Source organism: Bacillus sp. ok061 (assembly GCF_900108285.1).
In the GTDB taxonomy this organism is placed as follows: Bacteria; Bacillota; Bacilli; order Bacillales; family Bacillaceae_G; genus Bacillus_A; species Bacillus_A thuringiensis_S.
On the sequence record NZ_FNUW01000022.1, the window covers coordinates 54,561 to 77,294 of the forward strand.

The window sequence follows — 22,734 nt, forward strand, 5'->3', positions numbered from 1 at the left end:
TTCTTCAACCACCTAATTCTTTGTCCATATGTCCTGCTGTATACATTCGCTTTTATAAGAAATAATCCCTTTTTCTTACTATACCATTATTTATCTAAAAAAACAGAAAAAAGGAAACCACTTCGGTTTCCTCTCCCCCTTTATCCTACATTAACTGCCTAGAAAGAGCTGAGTAGTGTAGGATAATAAACGGTCAGGGCTACGTTTAAAATTTCACTTTATACTAATTCTCGTTGCTTCGTTTCCTGTCCAAGTATTACTACAGCGAATACACCAATTAAAATTGATCCGCAGAAAATCGTAAATATTAGTGATAGTGAAGCTTCTGAGGCAACTAAATACCCCACTAATAGTGGCCCTAGAATACCACCAATACGCCCAAATGCTGCTGCCATTCCTGCACCAGTACCACGAATAACCGTCGGATACTGTTCAGGTGTATAGGCGTATAATGCTCCCCAAGCACCTAAGTTAAAGAAGGATAGTAACATACCTGCCACAATTAATACTGTTAATGAATCCGCAACCCCAAACAAATAGGCACTGCAAGCTGTCCCGATTAAATACGTAACCAACACAAATTTACGACCGAGACGTTCAATAAACCAAGCAGCGGTGAAATATCCTGGAAGTTGAGCTAATGTCATAATAAGTACGTATTGGAAACTTTTTATTAAACTAAATCCTTTTAGCACCATTACACTCGGTAACCAAAGGAACATTCCATAATAAGAAAAGACAACACAAAACCATAGAATCCATAGCATAATTGTTGCTTTACGATATTCCCCAGACCAAACTGATTTTATATTTTCAATAACAGATGGTCTTTTTTCAACTTTTTGAAACCTTGGGGAATCCGGTAAATTCCACCTTAAATATAAAGCATATAGTGCTGGAACTGCACTCAATACCATCGCAACTTCCCAACCATATTTCGGAATAACAAAATACGAGATAAGGGCTGCAATTAGCCATCCACCTGCCCAAAAACTTTCTAATAACACAACAATTTTCCCACGCTCATGCGCTTCAACACTCTCTGATACTAATGTAGAGGCAACCGGAAGCTCTCCGCCAAGCCCCATACCAATTAAAAAGCGTAAAACGAGAAACATCGCGAGTGTCGTCGTTAATGCAGTTAAACCACTACCGATAGAAAATAATAATAATGTAATAATAAAGACTGATTTTCGGCCTATTTTATCTGATAGTATCCCAAAAATAAGCGCTCCTACTGCCATACCGATTGAGTTAATACTGCCTATCCAGCCCATTTCCTGGCTCGTTAATCCCCAATCCTTTTGCAAGGCTACCATTACAAATGAAAGCATTCCAACATCCATTGCATCAAATAGCCATCCAAGCCCAGCTATACCAAGTAGTTTGCGCTTCGAAATTTCTTTTACCTTGCCCACTAGAAGTCCTCCTCACACAGGTGTCTTTACACATCATTTTACATGTGTGAATTGTATAAGTAAAATACTTTTGTGTAAAAAATTCTCCTTCATCATTCCCAAAAAGTAAAACGTCTATCCCGATCGGTGAGGGCTAATAATCAGTAGGGATGCCTCACTAATTAAAGTTTCAATTTATTAAAAATGAACAAATAAAAAAAGCAGCGATATTTCGCTACTTTTTCGAACGCATTACTTCTTTTAAAAATTCCGCTAATACTAACTGACGACGCCAGCGTGTTGGATTACTGCATAATCTATAAAACCACTCTAAATGAATCGCTTGAATCCATTTTGGTGCACGTTTTACCTCTCCAGCCCATACGTCTAAACTTCCACCCACTCCAACAGCCATTTTCGTTTCTAAACGCTGCTTATTGTTTTGGATAAAGTTCTCTTGTCTCGGGAAACCAAGTGCAACAAGTAATAAATCTGGTTTTGCTTCTTGAATGCGAGAAATAATATTCTCTTCGTCTTCTTGTTTAAAATAACCATCTTGTGTACCGGCGATGGATACAGCTGAATATGTCTTTGTTAAATGATCTGCTGCAGCTTGTACAACATGCGGCTTTGCACCTAATAAGAAAACAGATACTGGTTTACTATCTTCTGATAACTTCGCAAGTAAATTACACATTAAATCAAAACCTGCTACACGTTCTTTTAAAGGTGTACCAAGCATGCCGCTTGCCTTTACAACCCCAATACCATCAGGTGTAATTAAATCTGTATTCAATAATGTTTGATAGAACTTTTCATCCTTTTTTGCGCACATAACAATTTCAGGGTTTGCTGTTACTACCTGAAACGTATGAGTTCGCTCCGCTTCTAGTTGTTCTTTTAAATATTGGACCGTTTCATCCATTGTCATTGTAGAAAAAGGAACGCCTAGAATATCAACTGTTTGTACTGCCATAGTTAACTATCCTCTCTATCATTACAAGTTTTTCGCTATTAATTGCTTATATGTTTCCTTTGTATCTTCATATAGTTTTTGAAGTGAGAAATTCATAGTAGCATGCTCATAAATATGTTTTCCCATTGCTGCTAATTCTCCCGTTTTCCACTTATCATACGCTTCTTCTAAAGCTAATGCTAATGCCTTTCCATCACCTGTTGGCACAATCCATCCGTAAGTTTCATCTACGATTAATGGTTCAATTTCTCCAGCCCTAGTCACAATTGATGGTACGCGTTGATTTGCCGCTTCTAATAAAACTAGTGGGAACCCTTCACTATGGGAAGTTAATAAATTTACATGTGACGACGCAAATAATTGTTTTACATCTTGACGATGTCCTAAAAACTCTACTTTATCGTTAATCCCTTTTTCAGTAGCTAATGACTTTAGATTTTCTTCTAATGGGCCATCGCCAACTAATAATACTTTAATTTTCTCCAATTTTGTTTGTTGTAACGCATCGAATAAAACTTCATGTCCTTTGACAGGATGTAATCGCGCTACTTGGATTGCCGTAAATACATCTTCATCAATATTGAACATTTCTTTTTTATTATAGCCTTCTGCTTTTTCCTTATCGTATTCAATTCCATTATAAATAACATGCATCTTTTCATTTGAAATCCCTAATGCTGCCAGGCTTTTTTTCAATCTATTTGTTACAACGAAAAATAAGTCTATATTTTTTAAGGCTTTCAAATTTAATTTCGTAAAAATCCAACCTTTTAAGCCTTGTTTAGTAAAGTCTTGAAATGGATCACTATGAATAGTCGTTACCCATTTTGCCTTTATTTTCTTTTTCATTAAAGAAACATAGAAATTAGCCCTAGGACCATGCGTATGAACTACATCAAATTTTTCTTTATTAATAAATTCACTTATATTCTTTAAAATGGATAAATCATAGCGCGATTTTTGTGAAAACACATGGACTTTTATCCCTAATTCCCTTGCTTCCTTCGCAACAATTCCATCTTCAAATACTGCTAATTCTACTTCACCAGTTGGAAACTGATCGAGAAGTGAAATAATATGTGTTTTCCCTCCCCCATCTTCTGCTCCTGCATTCATATGCAATATTCTCATGTTTTTTCCTCCTTTAAATCCTCGCTACGTTTCCAGCTATTTTTATTTTACTGTACTAAAAAATAAAAGCTAACAAAAGTTAGCTTTTATTTTTATCATTCAATTTCTAGGTCTACTATTAGATAAGCTAGCACCACTACAAAGTAAATCCCAACTCCTGGTGCTGTTAAAATATGTCCTGCAATATAAGCAATACCTAATGCTAACAATAAGCTTGCTGCGATCATTCCATATTTTATATTAAATATCTCTTTAAACCTTGTAATAAATGCTAGCAGGATTCTTAAGCCGTAATAAACAAATGGAATCATTAGTAATACAAAACCAATAATTCCAAAATCATAAAACCAATCGTGGAAGTCCATTTCGATTAGCTTTGGATCTGGCTGCTTTTGTTCATTATATTTAAAGTTACCTGCATAGCCCATTCCTAGTAATTTTTGTGTCATTGGCGCTTCTTTAAAGAACTGCTTATGTCTTTCTTCATATACTTGACGTCCGCTGAAAATAAGATTTTCTTGATTTTCTTTCTTTTGCTCTTTCTCAAGCTCTTTCTTAACTTCCTCTTCTATCTTCGCCTTTTCTTCTGGCTTTTCAACTTTATGATGATTTTCTTCTTTTGCTTTAAGTTCTTGCTCTTTTTTCAGCTTCTCTTTAATTTCTTGTTCTTTTTGACCTTGTTGTGCCACATTTTGCTCTGTTAAATAATTATTGTGAATACCCATATTTTGCGCTAATGGTGTTTGTTTAAATGTTCCAACTACACCAGCTAATAGGACAATAGCAATTACTGCATTAAGCGCAAGAGATTTTTTGTTCGGATTTTTTCTATCAAATAATAATTGTAGGAAAATAATCCCGATTGCTGCCGCTAACGTAGCACCAATTGAGCCCATCCCTACTTTTGTACCAACTTGAATTAGCGAATAAATCATTAAAAGTGATGGAATCCAATATAAAACGTGCTTCACGCTCTTTGTTTTTTGAATAGAATATAGTACCACAATAGGGAAAATAATAGCTAAGATTGAACCTAGTTCATTCCCTGCATAGAACCAACCTCGAGAACCAACCTTCATCCATTCATAACTACCAAAATCAGTAGATGTTGAAATAGAAATAACCATAATTGCGTTAATGATTAATGTAGAATATACAATACTATTTCGAACCTTATCACTAATATTAACTGTCTTTTTCAATGATTTTAAAGCTAAAATGTATGATCCCAGCATGATATATATATATAATGCTTTCGCAACGAATTTAACTTCTTCACCAAGTACAATAGGATTTTTAACTAGTTTGTTATTAATAAATCCTATCCCTAAAACTCCGGCTAATAATATAAGATAAATTAAAAACTTTCTATTTTCCTTCTCTTTTGCCTGAATTAAAATGTAAATACCACCAACAGCCATAATAAGGAATCTTACTAAAATTCCAACGGTAGCATTTGATTTTAATAAAGTGATGCTAAGAGACGTTAATAAATCTAAAACAGGCTGTAAAATAATAAAAAAGAGCAAAAAATGCTCAAATCTAACCCTAGCTTGATTTGCTAACATTCCAAGACCTCCATACAAAATCTTAACATTATCTTTTAATCATAATTTTTTATCGTTCAAACACACCTAGCAATTATAACATAACTCATATTCAAATCGAGAACTATTTTTCCAGCTAAAACTAGCCCGGATAAGTATTAATCAGTAATAGAAATTACCGTCCTTTAGCTATACTCCCCCATTTTTACAAAAGCTATCTAACAACCATCCCCTTATTTTTGGCAGTATATACATATTTTTTTATCATTTTATGCAAATATAATCAGCGTACCTACCACTGTAACATTTTACCAACTATAAAACATCAAAAAATGTAAAATTGATCTTTTCATATCTTTTTCAAATTACTTTATGGCTAATTTCCAAACATTTTCAAACGCTTTCTTTATGTATTTTATCCGTTTTTCTACATGTAGCGAAAAGTAATTGTTATTTCCAATACTTTAGTGTATATTTTTTCTCTGGAACATCTTTAAGAGGAAGGGATTAAGGCCATGTTATTAATCGATATATTTACGTTTCTTGGCATTATCGCCGCTGCCATTTCTGGTACATTAGTTGGTTTAAAAAAAGATTTAGATTTATTTGGTGTCCTTTGTTTAGCTGTAGCTACTGCGCTCGGCGGCGGTATTATTCGTGATATCATGATTGGTAACCTGCCCCCTGTCGCATTTGTAAAACCCATTTACTTTTTCGTAAGTGTATTATCAGCATTATTTACTTGTATGTTTTTTGAGCGCATCAATAAGCTTCAAGTCGTTATTATGCTTTCTGATGCTGTTGGCTTAGGCGTTTTTACAGCTATTGGTGCAAATGCGGCAATGTCACATCATGTTGACGCCTCATTTCTAGTTGTTTCAATGGGAGTCATTACAGGTATTGGAGGCGGTATTTTGCGTGACATTTGTGCTCAAGATATCCCTTACGTATTCCGAAAAGAGATTTACGCAATCGCTTCTATCTTAGGAGCAATTAGCTTCCTAATCACATACGCTATGGGGGCGCACGTATTAGCTTTCTATGTTTGTTTATTAGTAACATTCGTTATTCGTGTCGTCACTGTAATATATAATGTGCATTTCCCTGTTTTCTTTAAAACACATGCTAAAATTAATAAAGGCCATTAAGAGAATTCTATCTAGAATTCTCTTAATTTATATACTATTCTACGAACTAATATAGAGTAATTATATATAAGCATATATAATTACTCTATATTAGTTTTAAAATTGAAAACGTTTTATACACAGGGGGAAGAATGATGCTTGGGGTTTTCAAAAAAAATATTAATAAAACAAACGCCAGTATAATCGAATTAAGTAAGGACCAACAAATAACTTTTAATGTACCTACTAATTCTGAACTGAAAATTCAAATGGATATGCTACACATTTCAAAAGAAGATTTACAAGTTGTAAAAGTACTACAGCCTTTTATTTATGCAGAAATTGATTGGATTACTGAAAAATTCTATGCCAACATTACAAAACAACCTAATTTAATTACTATTATTGAACGTTACAGCTCTATTTCAAAACTAAAGCAAACTTTAAAAACACATATTAAAGAATTATTCAGCGGCAATATGCATGAAGATTTTATTGAACAGCGTGTTAGGATTGCCAAAAGACATGTACAAATTGGCTTACATCGAAAATGGTATACTGCTGCTTATCAAGAATTATTCCGCTCTATCATGAAGATTTTGCAAACAAAAATAACAACAATCGATGATTTTTCCTATTCTATAAATGTCATAAATAAATTATTCACTCTTGAACAAGAACTTGTTCTTGCAGCTTATGAATCTGAATATGAAAGAATGCAAAAAGAGCATGAGAAAGAAAAAGAACTAACTGCTATGACAATTACGCATATCGCAACAGAACTAGCTGCTGTATCTGAAAAGACAAGCTCTTCTATTCAAAAACTAACCGCTAAGTCTGAAACTATTGTAGAGATCGCTAAAACAGGTACATCATTAGCTACAACATCTGAAGAAAAAGCGAATAAAGGGAAAGAACAATTAAACCAGCAAAACAAACGAATGGGATCTATTCAAATGAATATGGAAACGATTATTACAGATACTCATGAACTTCTCGATATTTCTAATAAAATTAACGAAATCATAGATATCGTTAAATCGATCGCGGAGCAAACAAATTTACTCGCACTAAATGCTGCTATCGAGTCTGCACGTGCTGGAGAATTTGGGAAGGGGTTTTCTGTTGTTGCTGGTGAAATCCGAAAATTATCAGAGCAAACGAAAGAATCTATATTTAACGTTACAAAGCTCGTCGAAAAAACAAATGAACAAATTACCCGTGTCTCGTCTTCCGTGAAACAAATTAGCTCTCTCGTATCGGAAGGAACGGATAGTATGTCGGCAACAGATCGATATTTCCAAGAAATTGTAAAAGATATGTCTAACTCAAAAGAACAGAATAAGAAAATTGAACATGAGCTACAAGCTATTTCACAAGTAATGAAAGGAATTCAAGATGATTCCTCACAAATGGCTCTAACAGCCGATAGTTTGCAACTAGAACTAAATCGATAAGATAAAGTGAAACTTTAATCAGTGGGGGTTTTGTTCATCCCCACTGATTATTAGCCCTCACCAATCAGGCTTTTACGGGCAGCAGGGCCCCCACCTAACTTCTTTGCTTTCGCTGAATTTTGAGGTGGGGGTCTTACTGTCCGGAAAATAGCGGGATAAAATTCAGGTCAGGCATACTTTTCATCTGCACTGACTACTAAATTTCATCTTCCATCAAAAAAAGAATCCAGAATGGATTCTTTTTATTTTCTGAAAAATATTTTTTGACAATACACATAACTCATATAAACACCAAAGCTCTGCAAAATAAACAATGCCGGCATAATTACATTGTAATATGCCATATCTACTTGGAAGAGCCTTAACAATACGGAGCCACTAATTAAAAATAAGAACAACATATATCCCTCATTTTGTTGTTTCTTAATAAGGAAGTGTAATAGGGCTATAGTCATAAACAATGTTACGGCTATATATATCAGTTTTTCACATTTGAAAAGAATAGAATTTATCCCCTCATCTGAAAACTGATTTATCATCGGTTCTAAAAGTTTAAATCTTTCTCCCTCAATCTCTTTTAACTTTTGATCAATATGCTCTGTTACACTTTGATTTTCCGATATTTTTTCCTCATGTTGCGTTTTTCCAATTAAGACAGATTGAACATACGCCTCATTCGTAATCGTATATTGTGACAGTCCCATTGCCTTAATTCCATAATTCACAACAAAATGAGCACTATAAAATAGAATAAGTATCCCTATCATCTTTAGTAACACTTTTTGTTTCGTTGTTGATTGAAACAATTCAATTAATAATACATATACAGTGATAAAAATAGGAAGAAATAATCCCATTGGGAAAATCATATTACTAACTGCAAATAAAATCGCTGAAAACACCCACATATAAGGATGATCTAATCCTTTATATAAAAGTATGTAACAAGCAAAATAAAATAAAAATATTGCAAGTGACTCAGGAGTTAATACGGAACTCATGAATATATTTGGAATATACAGGGCATAAAATATAGAAGCAATACGACCGCATTCTTCTCCAAAAACCATTGCCGCAATACGATAAATAAAAAATGCGGTTCCTGCGCAAAATAACACATTAAATAGTTGTAAAGCGAATAATGTATCACCAAATATACGAATAATTACTGACTCATATATAATAAAAGGCAAATGAGTTACAGTCCCTATATTATTACCAATTGCAATCTGCTTTGCAGACTCATACATCACTTTCATATCACCAATTATTGGAGCATCTACAAATAACAGCATACTAAGCCTCACAACTATAGATACACTTATAAGAAAAATAAGAAATTGTTTATCTGTAAAACGATATTGTAGAATTGATGCCACTAACAAAATGAGTATGACGAAAATTGCCAATATGATTGTTACACTTGTTGTACTTCCCCCAAAAAATTGCTTACTTGTCTCAAATGCTGCCCAACAACTATAAACAAAAAATGCGAGCATCGCACCGATCGTAATTTTATTGAAGAAAGATGAAAAATTTGTTTGTATATGATTCATATGTCCATTGCACCTCTATTTCCATTCATAACAAAACGATTCTATCATGAATGGGTACACGGCTGATAGGGAAATTCTATGACAAATACATAGTCATTACTTTTTACTTGCAATGTAAGCGAATCCTCTTTTACACTACATTTTAGATAAAATAAATTTTCTTTCAGTTACATGAATACAAATAGAGAAGTTTAAATAATCCTCTTTTGGAATACACTTTACTTCATTAAATATCTAATATGAGTAATCCGCTTACACATATTATTCTGATTGAAAACAGACTATAGGGGCTGAATATATGGAAAAGAAATTCATGCGAGAATCTAAAGCAATTAAGACAACACGTGTTTTTCCTAACGATTTAAATAATCACCAAACACTTTTTGGAGGGAAATTATTAGCAGAAATTGATAGTATTGCTTCAATTGCGGCTGCAAGACATAGTCGTAAACATTGCGTAACAGCATCTATTGATTCAGTTGATTTTTTAACTCCAATTCACCAAGCTGATTCGGTTTGTTATGAAGCATTTGTATGTTATACAGGGAAATCTTCAATGGAAGTTTTCGTAAAAGTAATCGCAGAAAATTTATTAGCAGGCGAGCGTAGAATTGCTGCTACTTGCTTCATTACATTTGTGGCAATAAAAGATGGAAAACCTTCGTCCGTACCACAAGTACTCCCTGAAACTCAGGAAGAACATTGGTTACACACAACCGGTTCAGAACGCGCGGAAAGCCGAAAAAAGGGACGTTTAAAAAGTAAAGAGATGGCTGAAGTTTTAACTTTAAGTAAGCCATGGAATATATAATATGATACCTCACTTCATACATGCACAGGTTTATTTCATCCTTGCATGTATTTTTTATTGTAAAAAATTCCAGCTCTTATCTTTTATTTACTGTTTGTCTCCTAAAATAACCCACCAGTTTTTCCTTTATTTTGCTATACTATTAATGGTATATTAGATAAGGTTCGTTTAAAAATAACTATAATATAATTAAGTATATAAGGGATGGTGCGATAATGTCTATTGAGGTACCAATTTCAATACCAAAAACGTTAATTATTATTCCTGCGTATAACGAGGAAGAAGCAATTGCGGATACATTAACAAGATTATTAAAACTAAAACAGCATTTTACAGAATTAAGCATTTGCGTTATTAATGATGGATCACATGATAAAACAGCTCAAATCGTAAATGATTTTCCTGTTCACCTTGTGAACTTACCATATAATCTAGGTATTGGCTCAGCTGTACAAACTGGTTATAAATACGCATATGAGAATGGATATGATATTGCAATTCAGTTCGATGCTGATGGGCAACATAATCCTGATGACTTGTACAAAATTATAAAACCTATTGCTGAAGACCAATGCGATATGGTGCTAGGTTCACGTTTTACAGAGAAAACAGCCTATAAAGGTAGTATTTCCAGAAGAGTTGGTATTTTTTATTTTACTGCTCTACTGAAAGTACTAACAAAACAAACCTTTATGGATCCAACTTCTGGGTATCGTGCTATCAATCGAGAAGTAATTAAGATTTTTGCACATAATTATCCAAAAGATTATCCAGAACCAGAAGTCCTTATTCATTTAAAAAAGAAAAAATTACGCATTAATGAAATATCGGTAAATATGCAAGAGCGCCAAGGGGGACAATCTTCTATTACACCTCTTAAATCTGCATATTACATGATTAAAGTAAGTCTTGCTATATTGATGCAAAAAATTGTGAAAGGTTGATAATAAATGCCTATAATTACCTTTTCATTTATCTTCATTCTATTATTATTTTTATTAATTATTAATTCCATTCGTCGTGGAGCTTTAGAAACTAAATATGCCATTTTATGGATTTTCGTTTGTGTTTCAATGGCAATTTTAAGTTCTACTGAAAAAATTATAAATTGGATTGGACAACTATTACACGTAGAATATCCTCCATCTGTTTTATTTTTATTTGGACTATTATTCTGTTTCATCTTAATTTTTGACTTAACAAGAAAAATTTCTAAATTACATCATCAACTTGTAACATTAACGCAAGATTATGCGTTATTAAAGCAAAAATTAAACGTAACGCAAACTGAAACTGATAACGAATAGTTCCCTATTTAAATATGAATATATACGAAAAAACATCTTAATTTTCCAAAAAAATTAAGATGTTTTTTCTTTCAAACTATTTTTTTCTAATTAATAATTTACTAATTTTCATAACCGTTGCCACAGTACCGACTCCAATTATAATAAATAAAAATGGTATTAACGGTAATGCATATCGTTCATATGCAACATAAAAACATGTTAAAGCTGTTTGCAATAAAAGGATTGACCATAAAAATGTAGTCTCTCTCCATCTTTTTAAAAGGAAAATAAATGAGAGTACTGTACATATTAAAAACATCGTCTTAATAAAATTATATATTTCATTCATATCCTTTGCAGAAACATTGAATACTTCAATATTATGCTCTATAGAATAATACGGTTTTTTCCAAAGAATTTCTGGTTTCAAGACTAAATAACTCTCTATCATAGAGCCCTTATCCGTTTTCCACCATTCTTTCATTTTATCAATCGCTATTTTTTCTTCTAACTCCATAAATTCATGTGCTTCAAGATTAGGGTACTTTGCATGTAATTCTATTTCAAGTTCCCCCATATCCTTACCTTCTGGGTAGCCTTTCCCTTGATACGTTCCAAGTAATAACGGATTCCCTGCCCCAGCAGTTAGTGGGATAAATTTATCAAATTGAATGTAATTGCGGGCCCACCATGGTCCAAGTACGATAAGTCCTATTCCTATGCTTATAATCGCCTGCTTCATCATAATCCGGAATGGATAGCGTTTCATTAAAAGATACCCAAATAGTAAGATTGGATATAATGCAATTTGTACGCGGAGGTACAGTGCTAAAAAATAGAAAATTAATACAATCAGAAGATGTTTCGTTTTATGAGTATCAGCTAATTTTAAACTCCAATATACTAATCCTAATGAAAGGAATAGAAACGGCCCTTCTGTTAAAGTTAAATTTTCCATAACAATCTCTGGAGGATACACAGCTAATAAGAAAGCACCTATTAATCCTGCAGCAGGATTCAATAAATAAGTACCAATCTTATAAGTTAGCAAAATACTAAGTACCCCTAATAGAATAATGATTAATTTGGCTACAAAAAGACCTTCACTGCCATTTCCAAAAAAGTAAAATACAGTAGCTAATAAGGCTGGAAAACCCGGCATAATATGAATCGTTGGTTTATCTGGTTCATGGTATGTTAACATCCCTGTTTCCAATAAAATATTTGCCGTTTTTTGATAACCTATATCATCGCTAGCTATAGATAGATCTGCACCATGTGTTTGTAAAGTTGCAAAACGAAGTGCAAACCCGACAATCATAATAATCCCTAAAAGGACTATATTAGATTTGCGAGTAAATCGCCCTAACATCTCATCTTCTCCCTTCAGATACATAATCTTCAAAATATTTTCTATATTTTTACAACACAATACGTTCTATAATAAATACTTTTTATACAAAGTACAACAATAGAAAGTTGATTTACAAAGTTTATATGCGTTAAACTTATACAGATGTTCTTGTAATCTTCTCCCTTTCAAAGGGCTTGTATATATGGTGCAAGACATAAAAAACTTGAGGAGATAAAAATTCTATGATGGAACAAAAGCAACTTGTTTCTGTTGTCATACCTCTGTATAACACGGAAAAATATATTGAAGAAACGATGCAGTCAATACTAGATCAAACATATAAAAACATTGAAATTGTAATTGTAGATGATGGAAGTAAAGATCAATCACCTTCTATCGTGAAAAACCTTGCCGAAAAATATCCAGGGCAAGTAAAATACGTTCATCAAAAAAACCAAGGTGTTTCGGTAGCTCGTAATACAGGTATCGAAAGTGCTAGCGGAGAATATGTCGCTTTCCTTGACAGTGATGACTTATGGCATCCAACTAAAATTGAGAAGCAAGTCGAAAGTATGCAAAAAAACAACATGGACGCGTGCTATTGTGGTTATATGAATTTCTACGAAGAAACAGGCGAGAAGGTTGAGCATACAACAAACTTTATTAAAGGCGATATGGCAAAAGCATTCCTAACACATCAGGTTGTTGCTCAAACAAGTACTTGGATTTTCAAACGATCCATCGTAATGGATCATAACATTCGTTTTACACCAGGATGTAGTTGGGGCGAAGATTTGGAGTTTTTATTTAAACTTATGAGTGTGACAAATGTATGTTATGTCGATGAATACTTAACATATTATAGAATCTTATCAGAAGGAAATCTTTCTTCTAAATATAAAGATTATGAATTAAAAACAACAAAAGAGCTGGAAGTATTCAATCGTATGAAGGACTGGGTACATAATAAATCTCAAGATTTCATTACAAAAGATTCTCAGTCACTTATTGAAATTCTTGAGACTTATTTATTCCCTTATACAGTCATCAATAACGCTTGTATATATATTAAAGAAAACTCTCAATTAGATAAATCACAAGTTCAATTAATCAAAAAAGATATCAAGAAATATTGCCGTAAAATCTATTCAAAAAATGGAAAGCGTAGTAAAAAGCTATATGCAATGCTTTGGTTTATCCGAATTAAATTTCTGTTTTCTTAAACTGAAAATATAACGATACTCTCTCTTTCTGTGAACAAATCAAATTTACAAATAGGACAAGCTAATCCGGTCCTAAAGAATAGAAAGGTCCTTTCTCATGAAAACAAATAAAATTCTAAAAAACGCATCCTACCTCTTTGTAGGAAACATTACTGTCCGTTTTGTACTGGCTATTGCAACCATTTTCTTTGCAAGATATGTTTCTCCAAGTGATTACGGTATGTTTACAACTGCGTTAGCAGTTTCAGCTGTTATTTGTTACTTTACAGATGCAGGTTTGACACATACGTTTATGCGTGAAGGAACGAGAAGCGATGCTAATATTAGCGTGCTAATAAGTAGTTATTTACGTATTCGTTTAATATTAGCTATCGTAATTTCTGTACTTTTCGCTATTTTTGCCCAGTTCTTCTATCCCGATGCTTACTTACGTGCGATGGTATATTGGGTTGTTCTACCAACAATGTTCGGAGCAACCTTACAAGGTGTTGGGATGGCTTACTTCCAAGTAACAGAACGCATGCAATTTACAGCTATTATTTCTGTACTACAAGGTGTAACAGCTGCTGCTGCCCTATTACTAGGGATGTCTTTCCAATGGTCACTTATGATGGTTGCTGCCATGTACGGGGTATCTAGTCTTGTAACAGGTGTTATCGCCTTTATAATGACAATACGCTATACGAAAGTCCATAAGGGTTGGGATAAAGGTATTTTAGATCAACTACTTATTTTCACAATCAATGGAATCATCATTATGCTCTTACCACAATTGGGGCCTATTATCTTAGAAAAGGTTTCAACATATAATCAAGTTGGATTCTTTGGTGCTGCATCTAAAATACCAGCTGTACTATATCAAATACCGGGAGTAATTGCAGCTGCCTTTTATCCAAGGCTTTTTGCTTTTGGTAATGAGAAAAACATTGAAGAACATAGGAAATTATCAAGTTTTGAATTAAAACTTATGTCTTTTTTAGGAATGGGAATTTCTATCCCCTTTATTGCTGATCCAAGTTTCTGGATTGTTAGTTTATTAGGAGAAAAGTACGCCCCCGCTGGTGACGCTCTTGCTATTTTAGCGTTTATGGTTATTTTACAATCAATTAACTATCCACTAGCCGACAATTTAACAACAATTGGCCAGCAATGGAAACGCGCAACAACAATGACTATTGGATTAGTTGTTGCTATCATAGGTTATATTGTATTAGGTAGTAAATATGGAATGATGGGGGCAGCTGCCGCAGCTATCCTTACCGAAATTACACTATTAATCGGATTTACACTCTTTATTCGTAAAGGCATGCAATTATTAGTTAAAGGAATTATATTTAATTCCTTAGCCTTTATTATTAGTTACGGTATATACCGAATTGCATTAATCAACTTACCACCATTAGTTGCTTTAACGCTTACTGGTATACTATACGGTATAATCGGGGTTTTAATTGACCCTCAAATACGTGGGTTCGTTTTAGGGTTTATAAAACAAAAGCTCATTCGCAAACATGCTTAAAAACAAAAAGCTTTTCCTATTTAAAAATGGAAAAGCTTTTTGTTTTTTATATACTACCATTTTTCTTCAGTAAAAAAATTCTATATATTCCAGGTCAAATTGACTTACTTTCTGAAAATGCCTTATACTAAATTACATGTAAACTATGAATTTCAACGCCTGTAAAAATATATATGCTTCAACAAAAATATATATTTTCTCATGTTAAAACTAAAGAACACACCTTTAAAAATTGGTGTGTTTTTATATGCTACCTAAAAACTAGTTGCTACATGATAACAACTTTTAAAGGAGGATTATCAATTTTTATGAGCATAAAGCCGAATAATAAGTTCTTTTCCAAGAAAACGATAATAATTATGCCAATATTATTATTGTGTGCTTTTGCTTTTCATTATTTCTTTTTAACATCTAATCAAGCCTTTTCTGGTACAGGGGATGCATTACGCCAATTTGGCTTCTTTACGTTTCTTCTGCAACATGCCTTTAAAGATGGCAACCTTTTCTGGTCTTTTGATTATGGGTTAGGTGGAGATTTATTTGGAGAGTTTAGTTATTATTACAGCACATCACCATTTTTCTGGATTACACTGTTACTACCTAAACTAAGTCTTGAGCAAGTTTATGACGTGAAATTATACATGAGTATTTTAAAAAACTTTTTAGCTATGTTATTCATGTATGGCTCTTTACGTTACCATAATAAAACAGCATTCTCATCTTTTGTTGCTGCTATTATATATGGTGGCTGTATTACTTTCATCCGCCACTCTTTACTATGGGATTTCATGGCTGATGCCATTGTATTTTTACCATTAGTAATATGGGGACTTGATAAATATATTATTGAAAAGAAGCGCGGACTTTTCCTAATCGCTGCTACTTTAATGTTAGCATCAAACTTTTATTTTGCTTTTATCACAAGTATTTTCATATTCATTTATGCATTATTCCAATACTTTGCGACACAACAAAATAAAACGATTGGCTCTTTTCTAACTTATTATATTAGAATCGGCTTATTGTACGGACTATCACTCGGTTTAGCCGCCGTTTGCTTCCTCCCATCAGTTAATGCCGTATTTAGCGCCGATCGACTATCAAAAAAGTTTGAGATACCACTATTATTTGAAGATAAATTTTATAAAGATTTAATGGAAAATATTTTCTTCATGTATAGTGCTGAAAATCATCAACTGGCTTTACCAGCTTTAATTTTATTCTTAATCGTATTTGGAATGTTTATACGTGATAAACTCGTTAAAAATAAAGTATTCTTTACGTTATTCATGTTCATTCTGTTTATGCTTCCATATACATATTCTGTATTTAATGGTTTTTCAGCAATGCAATCTAGATGGTTTTATTTATTTGTATTTGTCATTGCCCAAACAATTGCATACATTCTAGATTGGATGATTATTCATAAGAAAGACTACAAATTACCTTATCTAATAAGTTTATTAGTGTCTATTGGATTATTCATTTATGCATTTTATAGAAAAGCAAATATAAATGTAACTGATAAACCTTTACAAGACGTTGATAACATTTTACTCGGAACTGTCGTTCTTTCTGTTATTACAGTATGTTTATGGCGTTATATTTCTAAACCCTTCATACAATTTTTAGTTGTATTGAACATACTCGTTAGCACAATTTCTATGAATTATATGTATGCGAATAATATACTTAGTACCGTTTACGGACAGAGCCAGATTTCAACTGAAAAGTTACACGAACCAGGCTATGATAATAAAGAAGAAATTGCTGCAATTCGCTACATACAAGAAAATGATAAAGACTTTTATCGTATTCTTAATCCATATAGTGAATATAACACACCAATGCTACAAGGATATCATGGCGTAAGTACGTATCAAAGCTTGGTTAATTATTATGTCCATGACTTTATGAAAAATAAATATGGCGTATTCCAAATGTACGATACACCTTCAATGTTTTATCAAGCTGATAGTCGACTACTACTTGAAAATATGCTAGGTATAAAATATCGCGTATTAAGTGCTGATACAGATCCAAAGAATGTACCTTATGGATATAAACTATTACAGCAAGTAGGACCATATAATATTTACAAAAATGACTATGCCTTACCGTTAGGGTATGTATATGATTCGGCTATAAGTGAAGAAGAGTTTTCTAAATTAAACTTCGCTCAGCGTGATCAATTATTATTACATGCTGTTGTCGTTAATAATACAAAAGAATTTTCATTAAACCATTTTAATAAACAAGACCTTAAATCAAAGGCAGTATCTATTAAAACGGAAAAAGCAAAATTCGAAAACATGGTAAAAGAAGGAAACAAACTAATTGTTCATGGCTTTGGAAATATGATCGTACCTATCCATTATCCTAATACGCCTGGTGACCTACTGATAGAATTAAAATTGAAAAATACAGGTACATTCAATGCAACTGTTAATGGAAAAACGATTGGAAAAGGTGACGATGCTGGTGCATACTCGTATCCGTTAGAAAGATTTGTTTACAATTTAGGCAATGAGCGTCCAGAAAACCTAACTATCTCTATTGATATGGCAGGTGAGTATGAATTAGGTGACTTACAAGCAAATATCGTAAACTATGAAAGTGTACAAAAAGAAACAAAAAAATTAACTGAAAATAGGCTTGAAAATATTTATTATAAGAACAATTATTTAAAAGGGGATATCAACTCAAATAAAGACGGGCTCCTATATTTATCTGTTCCATATAGTAAAGGTTGGACTATAAAAGTTGATGGAAAAGAAAAGGAATTTACGAAAGCGAATTCTGCCTTTATCGGTGTTCCCATTACAAAAGGCTCACATGTAATCGAAATGAATTACGTTACACCTTACTTCAAATTAGGTATGATTATATCAATCATTTCACTAATTATTTGTGTAGCTTTACTAATTTTCACAAATCCAAAAGCACGACGAAAATTTTCTTTTAAAAAGCAATAATGAGCAATCAATGAATCATGAAGCTATCCAATTGGATAGAACGCATAACATTGTTTTAACCCACTACAAACAAGGAGTGTCAAAAATGACTCTTTCAATCGTTGTACCATGCTACAATGAAGAAAAGGTGCTTCGAGCCTTTTATTCAGAGACTTCTCTTGAAATTCATAAATTAACTACCGATTATGAATTTGTTTTTGTTAATGATGGTAGTAAAGATGATACATTAAATATTTTACGTGATTTAGCTAGTTCAGATTCATCGGTACACTATATATCGTTTAGTCGAAACTTCGGAAAAGAAGCTGCAATGTTAGCTGGTTTAAAATACGCTACAGGCGATGCCATTGTTATTATGGATGCTGACTTACAACACCCTCCTACGTTAATAAAAGAACTGTTAGAAGGATATAACGACGGCTACGACCAAGTCATTGCAAAAAGGACAAGAACCGGTGATTCACCCGTTCGCTCTTTCGTCTCTCGTCTTTACTATAAGGTGATGAATAAGTTTGTAGATATTGAATTAGTAGATGGTATTGGTGACTTTAGACTTTTAAGTCGAAGAGCAGTGGATTCATTAGTATCTTTAAGTGAGTACAACCGATTTTCAAAGGGCTTATTCTCTTGGATTGGTTATAACGAATTGATCATTGAATATGAAAATGTATTACGTTCTGATGGAGAAAGTAAATGGACCTTCTCGAAATTATTAAATTACGGAATTGATGGTGTAATTTCATTCAATAATAAACCGTTACGTCTATCTATATATCTTGGATTACTAACAACCATTTTTGGACTTTTATATGTAATCACTACGTTCGTTCAAATTATCCTTGGTGGTGTGGAAGTTCCTGGTTACTTTACTCTCATTTCCGCTATACTATTTATTGGCGGTATTCAACTCATATTCCTAGGTGTTATTGGTGAATATATCGGTCGTATTTATTATGAAACAAAACGTAGACCGCATTTTATTGTAGCTGAAAAGAAAGTTAGTGAAGTTAAACAAAAGGCATAACAAAAAAGTTACTTCTGTAGGTAGAAGTAACTTTTTTATATACTAACATTTACACACCCTTTTTTGCATAGATATAATCATTTCTTTTAGCCCATTATAATACGAAGTTTTTGGTATATCCCCGATACACCTCTCATATTTCTCCCCGCTTAATACAATTGGTTTTTCCGTCAAGTATAGCATTTCCATAAATTCTTTCATCTGCTTATCAAACAGACCAATAAACTGGATCATTCCTCTTTTTACAGTTATTACTCGTTTGGTATATCCCGTTAATTCCCGTATGTGTTGAATCATTTCCTCACCTGTAATAACACCATAACCTGGTATGTTCCAATTTTGTCCATAGGCCTCATCATGTAAAGCTAATTCAACCATTGCTTTTGCACCATCTGGTGTAAAAATATATTCACGGGCAATCTTTTTATCTCCAACAAAGCTAGACATTTTATTTGCAAGTATTCCCTTTAATGTATGATGAACAAGTGTGCTTTCTGCATTTGGACCATAAAAGTCTGGGAAATGAGCAATAAACATTCGTACATTAGCTTGTTTTGCCAACTCTTCAAGTTGTAAACGAATCTTCCCTTTCTTTGTGTGTGGTCTCTTTTTAGCCTCTTCTTTTACAAGCCCTTCCCCTTGCCTTCCATACGCATAAATATTATCAACTATTCCTATTTTGATACCGTAATGTTTCGATACCTCTAATATATTTATTAATAATTTCTCTTGCTGTTTCTCCCAATCTGAATACGGAATATTTACAGCATGAAATATAATATCAACATCTTTAGCAGCATTCATTATATCCTCTTTTATAAATACATCGCCGGCTACAACTTCTACATGTTTGTTCCCAGAAAATAATGCACCTAATCTCTCCTTATTTCTTGCAAAAGCAACCACATGAATCCCTCGGCCACATAATTCGTTTACAATTGCATAACCCATTGAACCAGAAGCACCTAATACTAAAGCCTTTTTCATTATAAATCCCCTCCTAAATTAATTAACCACTGTTCAATTAATATTAAAAAGAAAATCACTTACATAAGAAGCGATTTTGAAATAAACTCTACATGTACCTTAGCCAAACCTTGTAGTTCTTCAAACGTTTGGCCACTTCTGCAATAATGTGCTACAAATCCATGTAATGATAAAAAAACAGACCATATTATCATCGCATTTAATTTCCCATCACATAAAGAAGAAATAACCTTCGCAAATTTTTCATAGCTAACATTAGGACTATTTTCCAAACACTCTTTTAATTCGGCATCTTTAATTAAAAACATAATTTCATAATGACTCTGATTTCTTAGACCAAATTCAATAAAACCGAATAAAACTGCTCTTAGTTGCTCTTCTCTCGATAATTTTTGATTACAAATTTCATCTAACTTTTTATTTAATAATTGAAAATCCTGTTCTACCATTGCGTAAAATAGCTCTGCTTTGTTTTTAAAATGATAATAAATCGAACCATGGCTATATCCAAGTTCTGTTGCAATTTTGCGCATTGAAGTATGTTGATATCCTTGTGCTATAAATAGCTCCCTAGCTACATTCATAATCATTTCTCTTGTTAGTTCTTGTTTAACTGCTTTCCTTGGCGACATATTTCATACCTCACACATTTAATTAACCACTGTTCAATTACATTATATATTTTCAGAAAATTAATGCAACCCTTTTTTGAAAAAATATACATTTTGAAATGATGGCATTATATGAAAGAATTTAGTATCATGATTCAAGGTACTATTTCAAGTTGGACGGAGGATACTATGAGCTTATTAACAGTTGAAAAATTAGGACATACATTTGGCGATCGTACATTATTTAAAGATGTATCTATGCGATTATTAGCAGGTGAGCACGTTGGATTAGTTGGTGCAAATGGTGTTGGTAAATCAACATTCATGAATATCATTACTGGTCAGCTTATTCATGACGAAGGTCGTGTAGAATGGACACCAGGCACACATTACGGTTACTTAGATCAGCATACGGTTTTAACGCCTGGACGTACAATTCGTGATGTACTAGCGGATGCATTTTTACCGTTATTCGAAAAGGAAACAGCTTTAAATGAAGTTACAGAAAAAATGGGAACTGCTACACCAGAAGAACTAGAAGAACTTCTTGAACAAATGGCAGAAATACAAGATGCACTTGAAGCAGGTGGTTTCTATTTACTAGATATGAAAATTGAAGAGGCTGCACGTGGTCTTGGAATTGATGCTATTGGTTTAGATCGTGATGTTTCAGCACTAAGTGGTGGACAACGTACAAAAGTATTGCTTGCAAAGCTATTACTTGAACAACCAGAGGTGTTATTGCTTGATGAACCTACTAACTATTTAGACGTTGAACATATTCATTGGTTAACAACTTATTTAAAAGAATACCCACATGCATTCTTATTGATTTCTCATGATACGGAATTTATGAACAAATGTGTTGATGTTATTTTCCATCTAGAATTCACAAAAATGACACGCTATACAGCGACATATGAAAAATTCCTAGAACTAGCAGAAATCAATAAAAATCAACATATAAACGCTTATGAAAAGCAGCGCGAGTTTATCAAAAAGCAAGAAGACTTCATTGCAAAGAACAAGGCTCGTTATTCAACGACAGGTCGTGCAAAGAGTCGTCAAAAACAACTTGATCGCATGGAACTTATTGATCGTCCGGAAACAGCAATCAAACCTGAATTCTCATTTAAAGAAAGTCGTGCAAGTAGTCGCTTCGTCTTTGAAGGTGAAAATGTAGAAATCGGATATACACATCCGCTACTACCAAAGTTATCAATGACAATTGAGCGTGGTGAAAAAATTGCTATTGTTGGATGTAATGGTGTTGGTAAATCAACGTTACTAAAAACAATCTTAGGTAAAATTAAACCTTTAAACGGTAAAACAAGTCTTGGTGACTTCTTAGAGCCTGCATACTTTGAGCAAGAAGTTAAAGCTGATAATATAACACCAATTGATGATGTATGGAATACATTCCCTGGCCTAGACCAGCATCAAATTCGTGCGATGTTAGCAAAATGCGGATTAAAAAATGAACATATTTCTCGCCCATTAAGTCAATTAAGTGGTGGAGAACAAGCAAAAGTTCGTTTATGTAAATTAATGGGTGAAGAAAGTAACTGGCTACTATTTGATGAGCCGACAAACCATCTTGATGTTACAGCAAAAGACGAACTTAAGAAGGCTATGAAAGCATATAAAGGAACAATTCTCCTTGTATGTCACGAACCGGAATTCTATGAAGATTGGATCACAAAGGTTTGGGATGTAGAAGAATGGTCTCAAAATAGTAAGTAGTCTTTAA

At 33.1% G+C, this 22,734-nt stretch carries 18 protein-coding genes; 10 read left to right on the top strand and 8 right to left on the bottom strand.

Annotation, left to right across the window (positions count from 1 at the left end; translation table 11 throughout):
• Positions 1 to 218: 218 nt before the first annotated feature.
• The 4 genes from C4S65_RS24015 to C4S65_RS24035 all read right to left on the bottom strand — a co-directional run bounded on the left by C4S65_RS24015 (position 219) and on the right by C4S65_RS24035 (position 5,072).
• Positions 219 to 1,418 (bottom strand): MFS transporter, encoded by a 1,200-nt coding sequence (locus C4S65_RS24015; protein WP_000521104.1) that lies wholly within the window; start codon positions 1,416 to 1,418, stop codon positions 219 to 221.
• 214 nt (positions 1,419 to 1,632) lie between these two features.
• Positions 1,633 to 2,373: a WecB/TagA/CpsF family glycosyltransferase gene (locus C4S65_RS24025; protein WP_000290752.1), complete on the bottom strand. Its 741-nt coding sequence runs from the start codon at positions 2,371 to 2,373 to the stop codon at positions 1,633 to 1,635.
• 21 nt (positions 2,374 to 2,394) lie between these two features.
• Entirely contained in the window at positions 2,395 to 3,504 is a 1,110-nt protein-coding gene (locus C4S65_RS24030) for a glycosyltransferase family 4 protein (protein WP_001221220.1), read from the bottom strand.
• 95 nt (positions 3,505 to 3,599) lie between these two features.
• Positions 3,600 to 5,072, bottom strand: coding sequence for an O-antigen ligase family protein (locus tag C4S65_RS24035; RefSeq protein WP_000880754.1), 1,473 nt, complete (start codon positions 5,070 to 5,072; stop codon positions 3,600 to 3,602).
• 494 nt (positions 5,073 to 5,566) lie between these two features.
• On the opposite strand from C4S65_RS24035, the gene C4S65_RS24040 reads away from it, so the two are divergent.
• Entirely contained in the window at positions 5,567 to 6,199 is a 633-nt protein-coding gene (locus C4S65_RS24040) for a trimeric intracellular cation channel family protein (RefSeq protein WP_000924377.1), read from the top strand.
• A gap of 134 nt (positions 6,200 to 6,333) precedes the next feature.
• Positions 6,334 to 7,635: a globin-coupled sensor protein gene (locus tag C4S65_RS24045; RefSeq protein WP_061667932.1), complete on the top strand. Its 1,302-nt coding sequence runs from the start codon at positions 6,334 to 6,336 to the stop codon at positions 7,633 to 7,635.
• A gap of 242 nt (positions 7,636 to 7,877) precedes the next feature.
• On the opposite strand, the gene C4S65_RS24050 is transcribed toward C4S65_RS24045, so the two are convergent.
• A complete protein-coding gene (locus C4S65_RS24050) occupies positions 7,878 to 9,191 on the bottom strand; it encodes a glycosyltransferase family 39 protein (protein WP_001015639.1) in 1,314 nt (437 codons plus the stop codon).
• 298 nt (positions 9,192 to 9,489) lie between these two features.
• Between C4S65_RS24050 and C4S65_RS24055 the strand changes: the two genes are divergently transcribed.
• From C4S65_RS24055 to C4S65_RS24065, 3 genes are all read left to right on the top strand, one after another.
• A complete protein-coding gene (locus C4S65_RS24055; RefSeq protein ID WP_000412128.1) occupies positions 9,490 to 10,002 on the top strand; it encodes an acyl-CoA thioesterase in 513 nt (170 codons plus the stop codon).
• Positions 10,003 to 10,217: 215 nt separating this feature from the next.
• On the top strand, positions 10,218 to 10,946 hold the full coding sequence (locus C4S65_RS24060) for a glycosyltransferase family 2 protein (protein ID WP_000021478.1): 729 nt from the start codon (positions 10,218 to 10,220) through the stop codon (positions 10,944 to 10,946).
• A 6-nt stretch (positions 10,947 to 10,952) separates the two neighbouring features.
• On the top strand, positions 10,953 to 11,309 hold the full coding sequence (locus tag C4S65_RS24065) for a DUF2304 domain-containing protein (RefSeq protein ID WP_001121770.1): 357 nt from the start codon (positions 10,953 to 10,955) through the stop codon (positions 11,307 to 11,309).
• Between the two features lie 76 nt (positions 11,310 to 11,385).
• Here the strand turns inward: C4S65_RS24065 and C4S65_RS24070 are convergent, their stop codons facing one another.
• Positions 11,386 to 12,663 carry a glycosyltransferase family 39 protein gene (locus tag C4S65_RS24070; protein ID WP_000901473.1) on the bottom strand — a complete coding sequence of 426 codons (1,278 nt, stop codon included), beginning with the start codon at positions 12,661 to 12,663 and terminating at the stop codon, positions 11,386 to 11,388.
• A gap of 224 nt (positions 12,664 to 12,887) precedes the next feature.
• Here C4S65_RS24070 and C4S65_RS24075 point away from each other — a divergent pair, with 224 nt between their 5' ends.
• The 4 genes from C4S65_RS24075 to C4S65_RS24090 all read left to right on the top strand — a co-directional run bounded on the left by C4S65_RS24075 (position 12,888) and on the right by C4S65_RS24090 (position 19,386).
• Positions 12,888 to 13,868 (top strand): glycosyltransferase, encoded by a 981-nt coding sequence (locus tag C4S65_RS24075; RefSeq protein ID WP_000970532.1) that lies wholly within the window; start codon positions 12,888 to 12,890, stop codon positions 13,866 to 13,868.
• A 97-nt stretch (positions 13,869 to 13,965) separates the two neighbouring features.
• A complete protein-coding gene (locus tag C4S65_RS24080) occupies positions 13,966 to 15,387 on the top strand; it encodes an oligosaccharide flippase family protein (RefSeq protein WP_000856134.1) in 1,422 nt (473 codons plus the stop codon).
• Between the two features lie 308 nt (positions 15,388 to 15,695).
• Positions 15,696 to 18,362: a YfhO family protein gene (locus C4S65_RS24085; RefSeq protein WP_061667935.1), complete on the top strand. Its 2,667-nt coding sequence runs from the start codon at positions 15,696 to 15,698 to the stop codon at positions 18,360 to 18,362.
• Positions 18,363 to 18,447: 85 nt separating this feature from the next.
• Positions 18,448 to 19,386, top strand: coding sequence for a glycosyltransferase family 2 protein (locus C4S65_RS24090; protein ID WP_000175828.1), 939 nt, complete (start codon positions 18,448 to 18,450; stop codon positions 19,384 to 19,386).
• Positions 19,387 to 19,428: 42 nt separating this feature from the next.
• Here the strand turns inward: C4S65_RS24090 and C4S65_RS24095 are convergent, their stop codons facing one another.
• Both C4S65_RS24095 and C4S65_RS24100 read right to left on the bottom strand, forming a co-directional pair.
• Positions 19,429 to 20,373 carry an NAD(P)H-binding protein gene (locus tag C4S65_RS24095; protein ID WP_061667936.1) on the bottom strand — a complete coding sequence of 315 codons (945 nt, stop codon included), beginning with the start codon at positions 20,371 to 20,373 and terminating at the stop codon, positions 19,429 to 19,431.
• 59 nt (positions 20,374 to 20,432) lie between these two features.
• Complete coding sequence (locus C4S65_RS24100) at positions 20,433 to 21,005, bottom strand: TetR/AcrR family transcriptional regulator (protein ID WP_061667937.1); 573 nt, start codon at positions 21,003 to 21,005, stop codon at positions 20,433 to 20,435.
• A gap of 168 nt (positions 21,006 to 21,173) precedes the next feature.
• Here C4S65_RS24100 and C4S65_RS24105 point away from each other — a divergent pair, with 168 nt between their 5' ends.
• A complete protein-coding gene (locus tag C4S65_RS24105) occupies positions 21,174 to 22,727 on the top strand; it encodes an ABC-F family ATP-binding cassette domain-containing protein (protein ID WP_000055384.1) in 1,554 nt (517 codons plus the stop codon).
• Positions 22,728 to 22,734 lie beyond the last annotated feature (7 nt).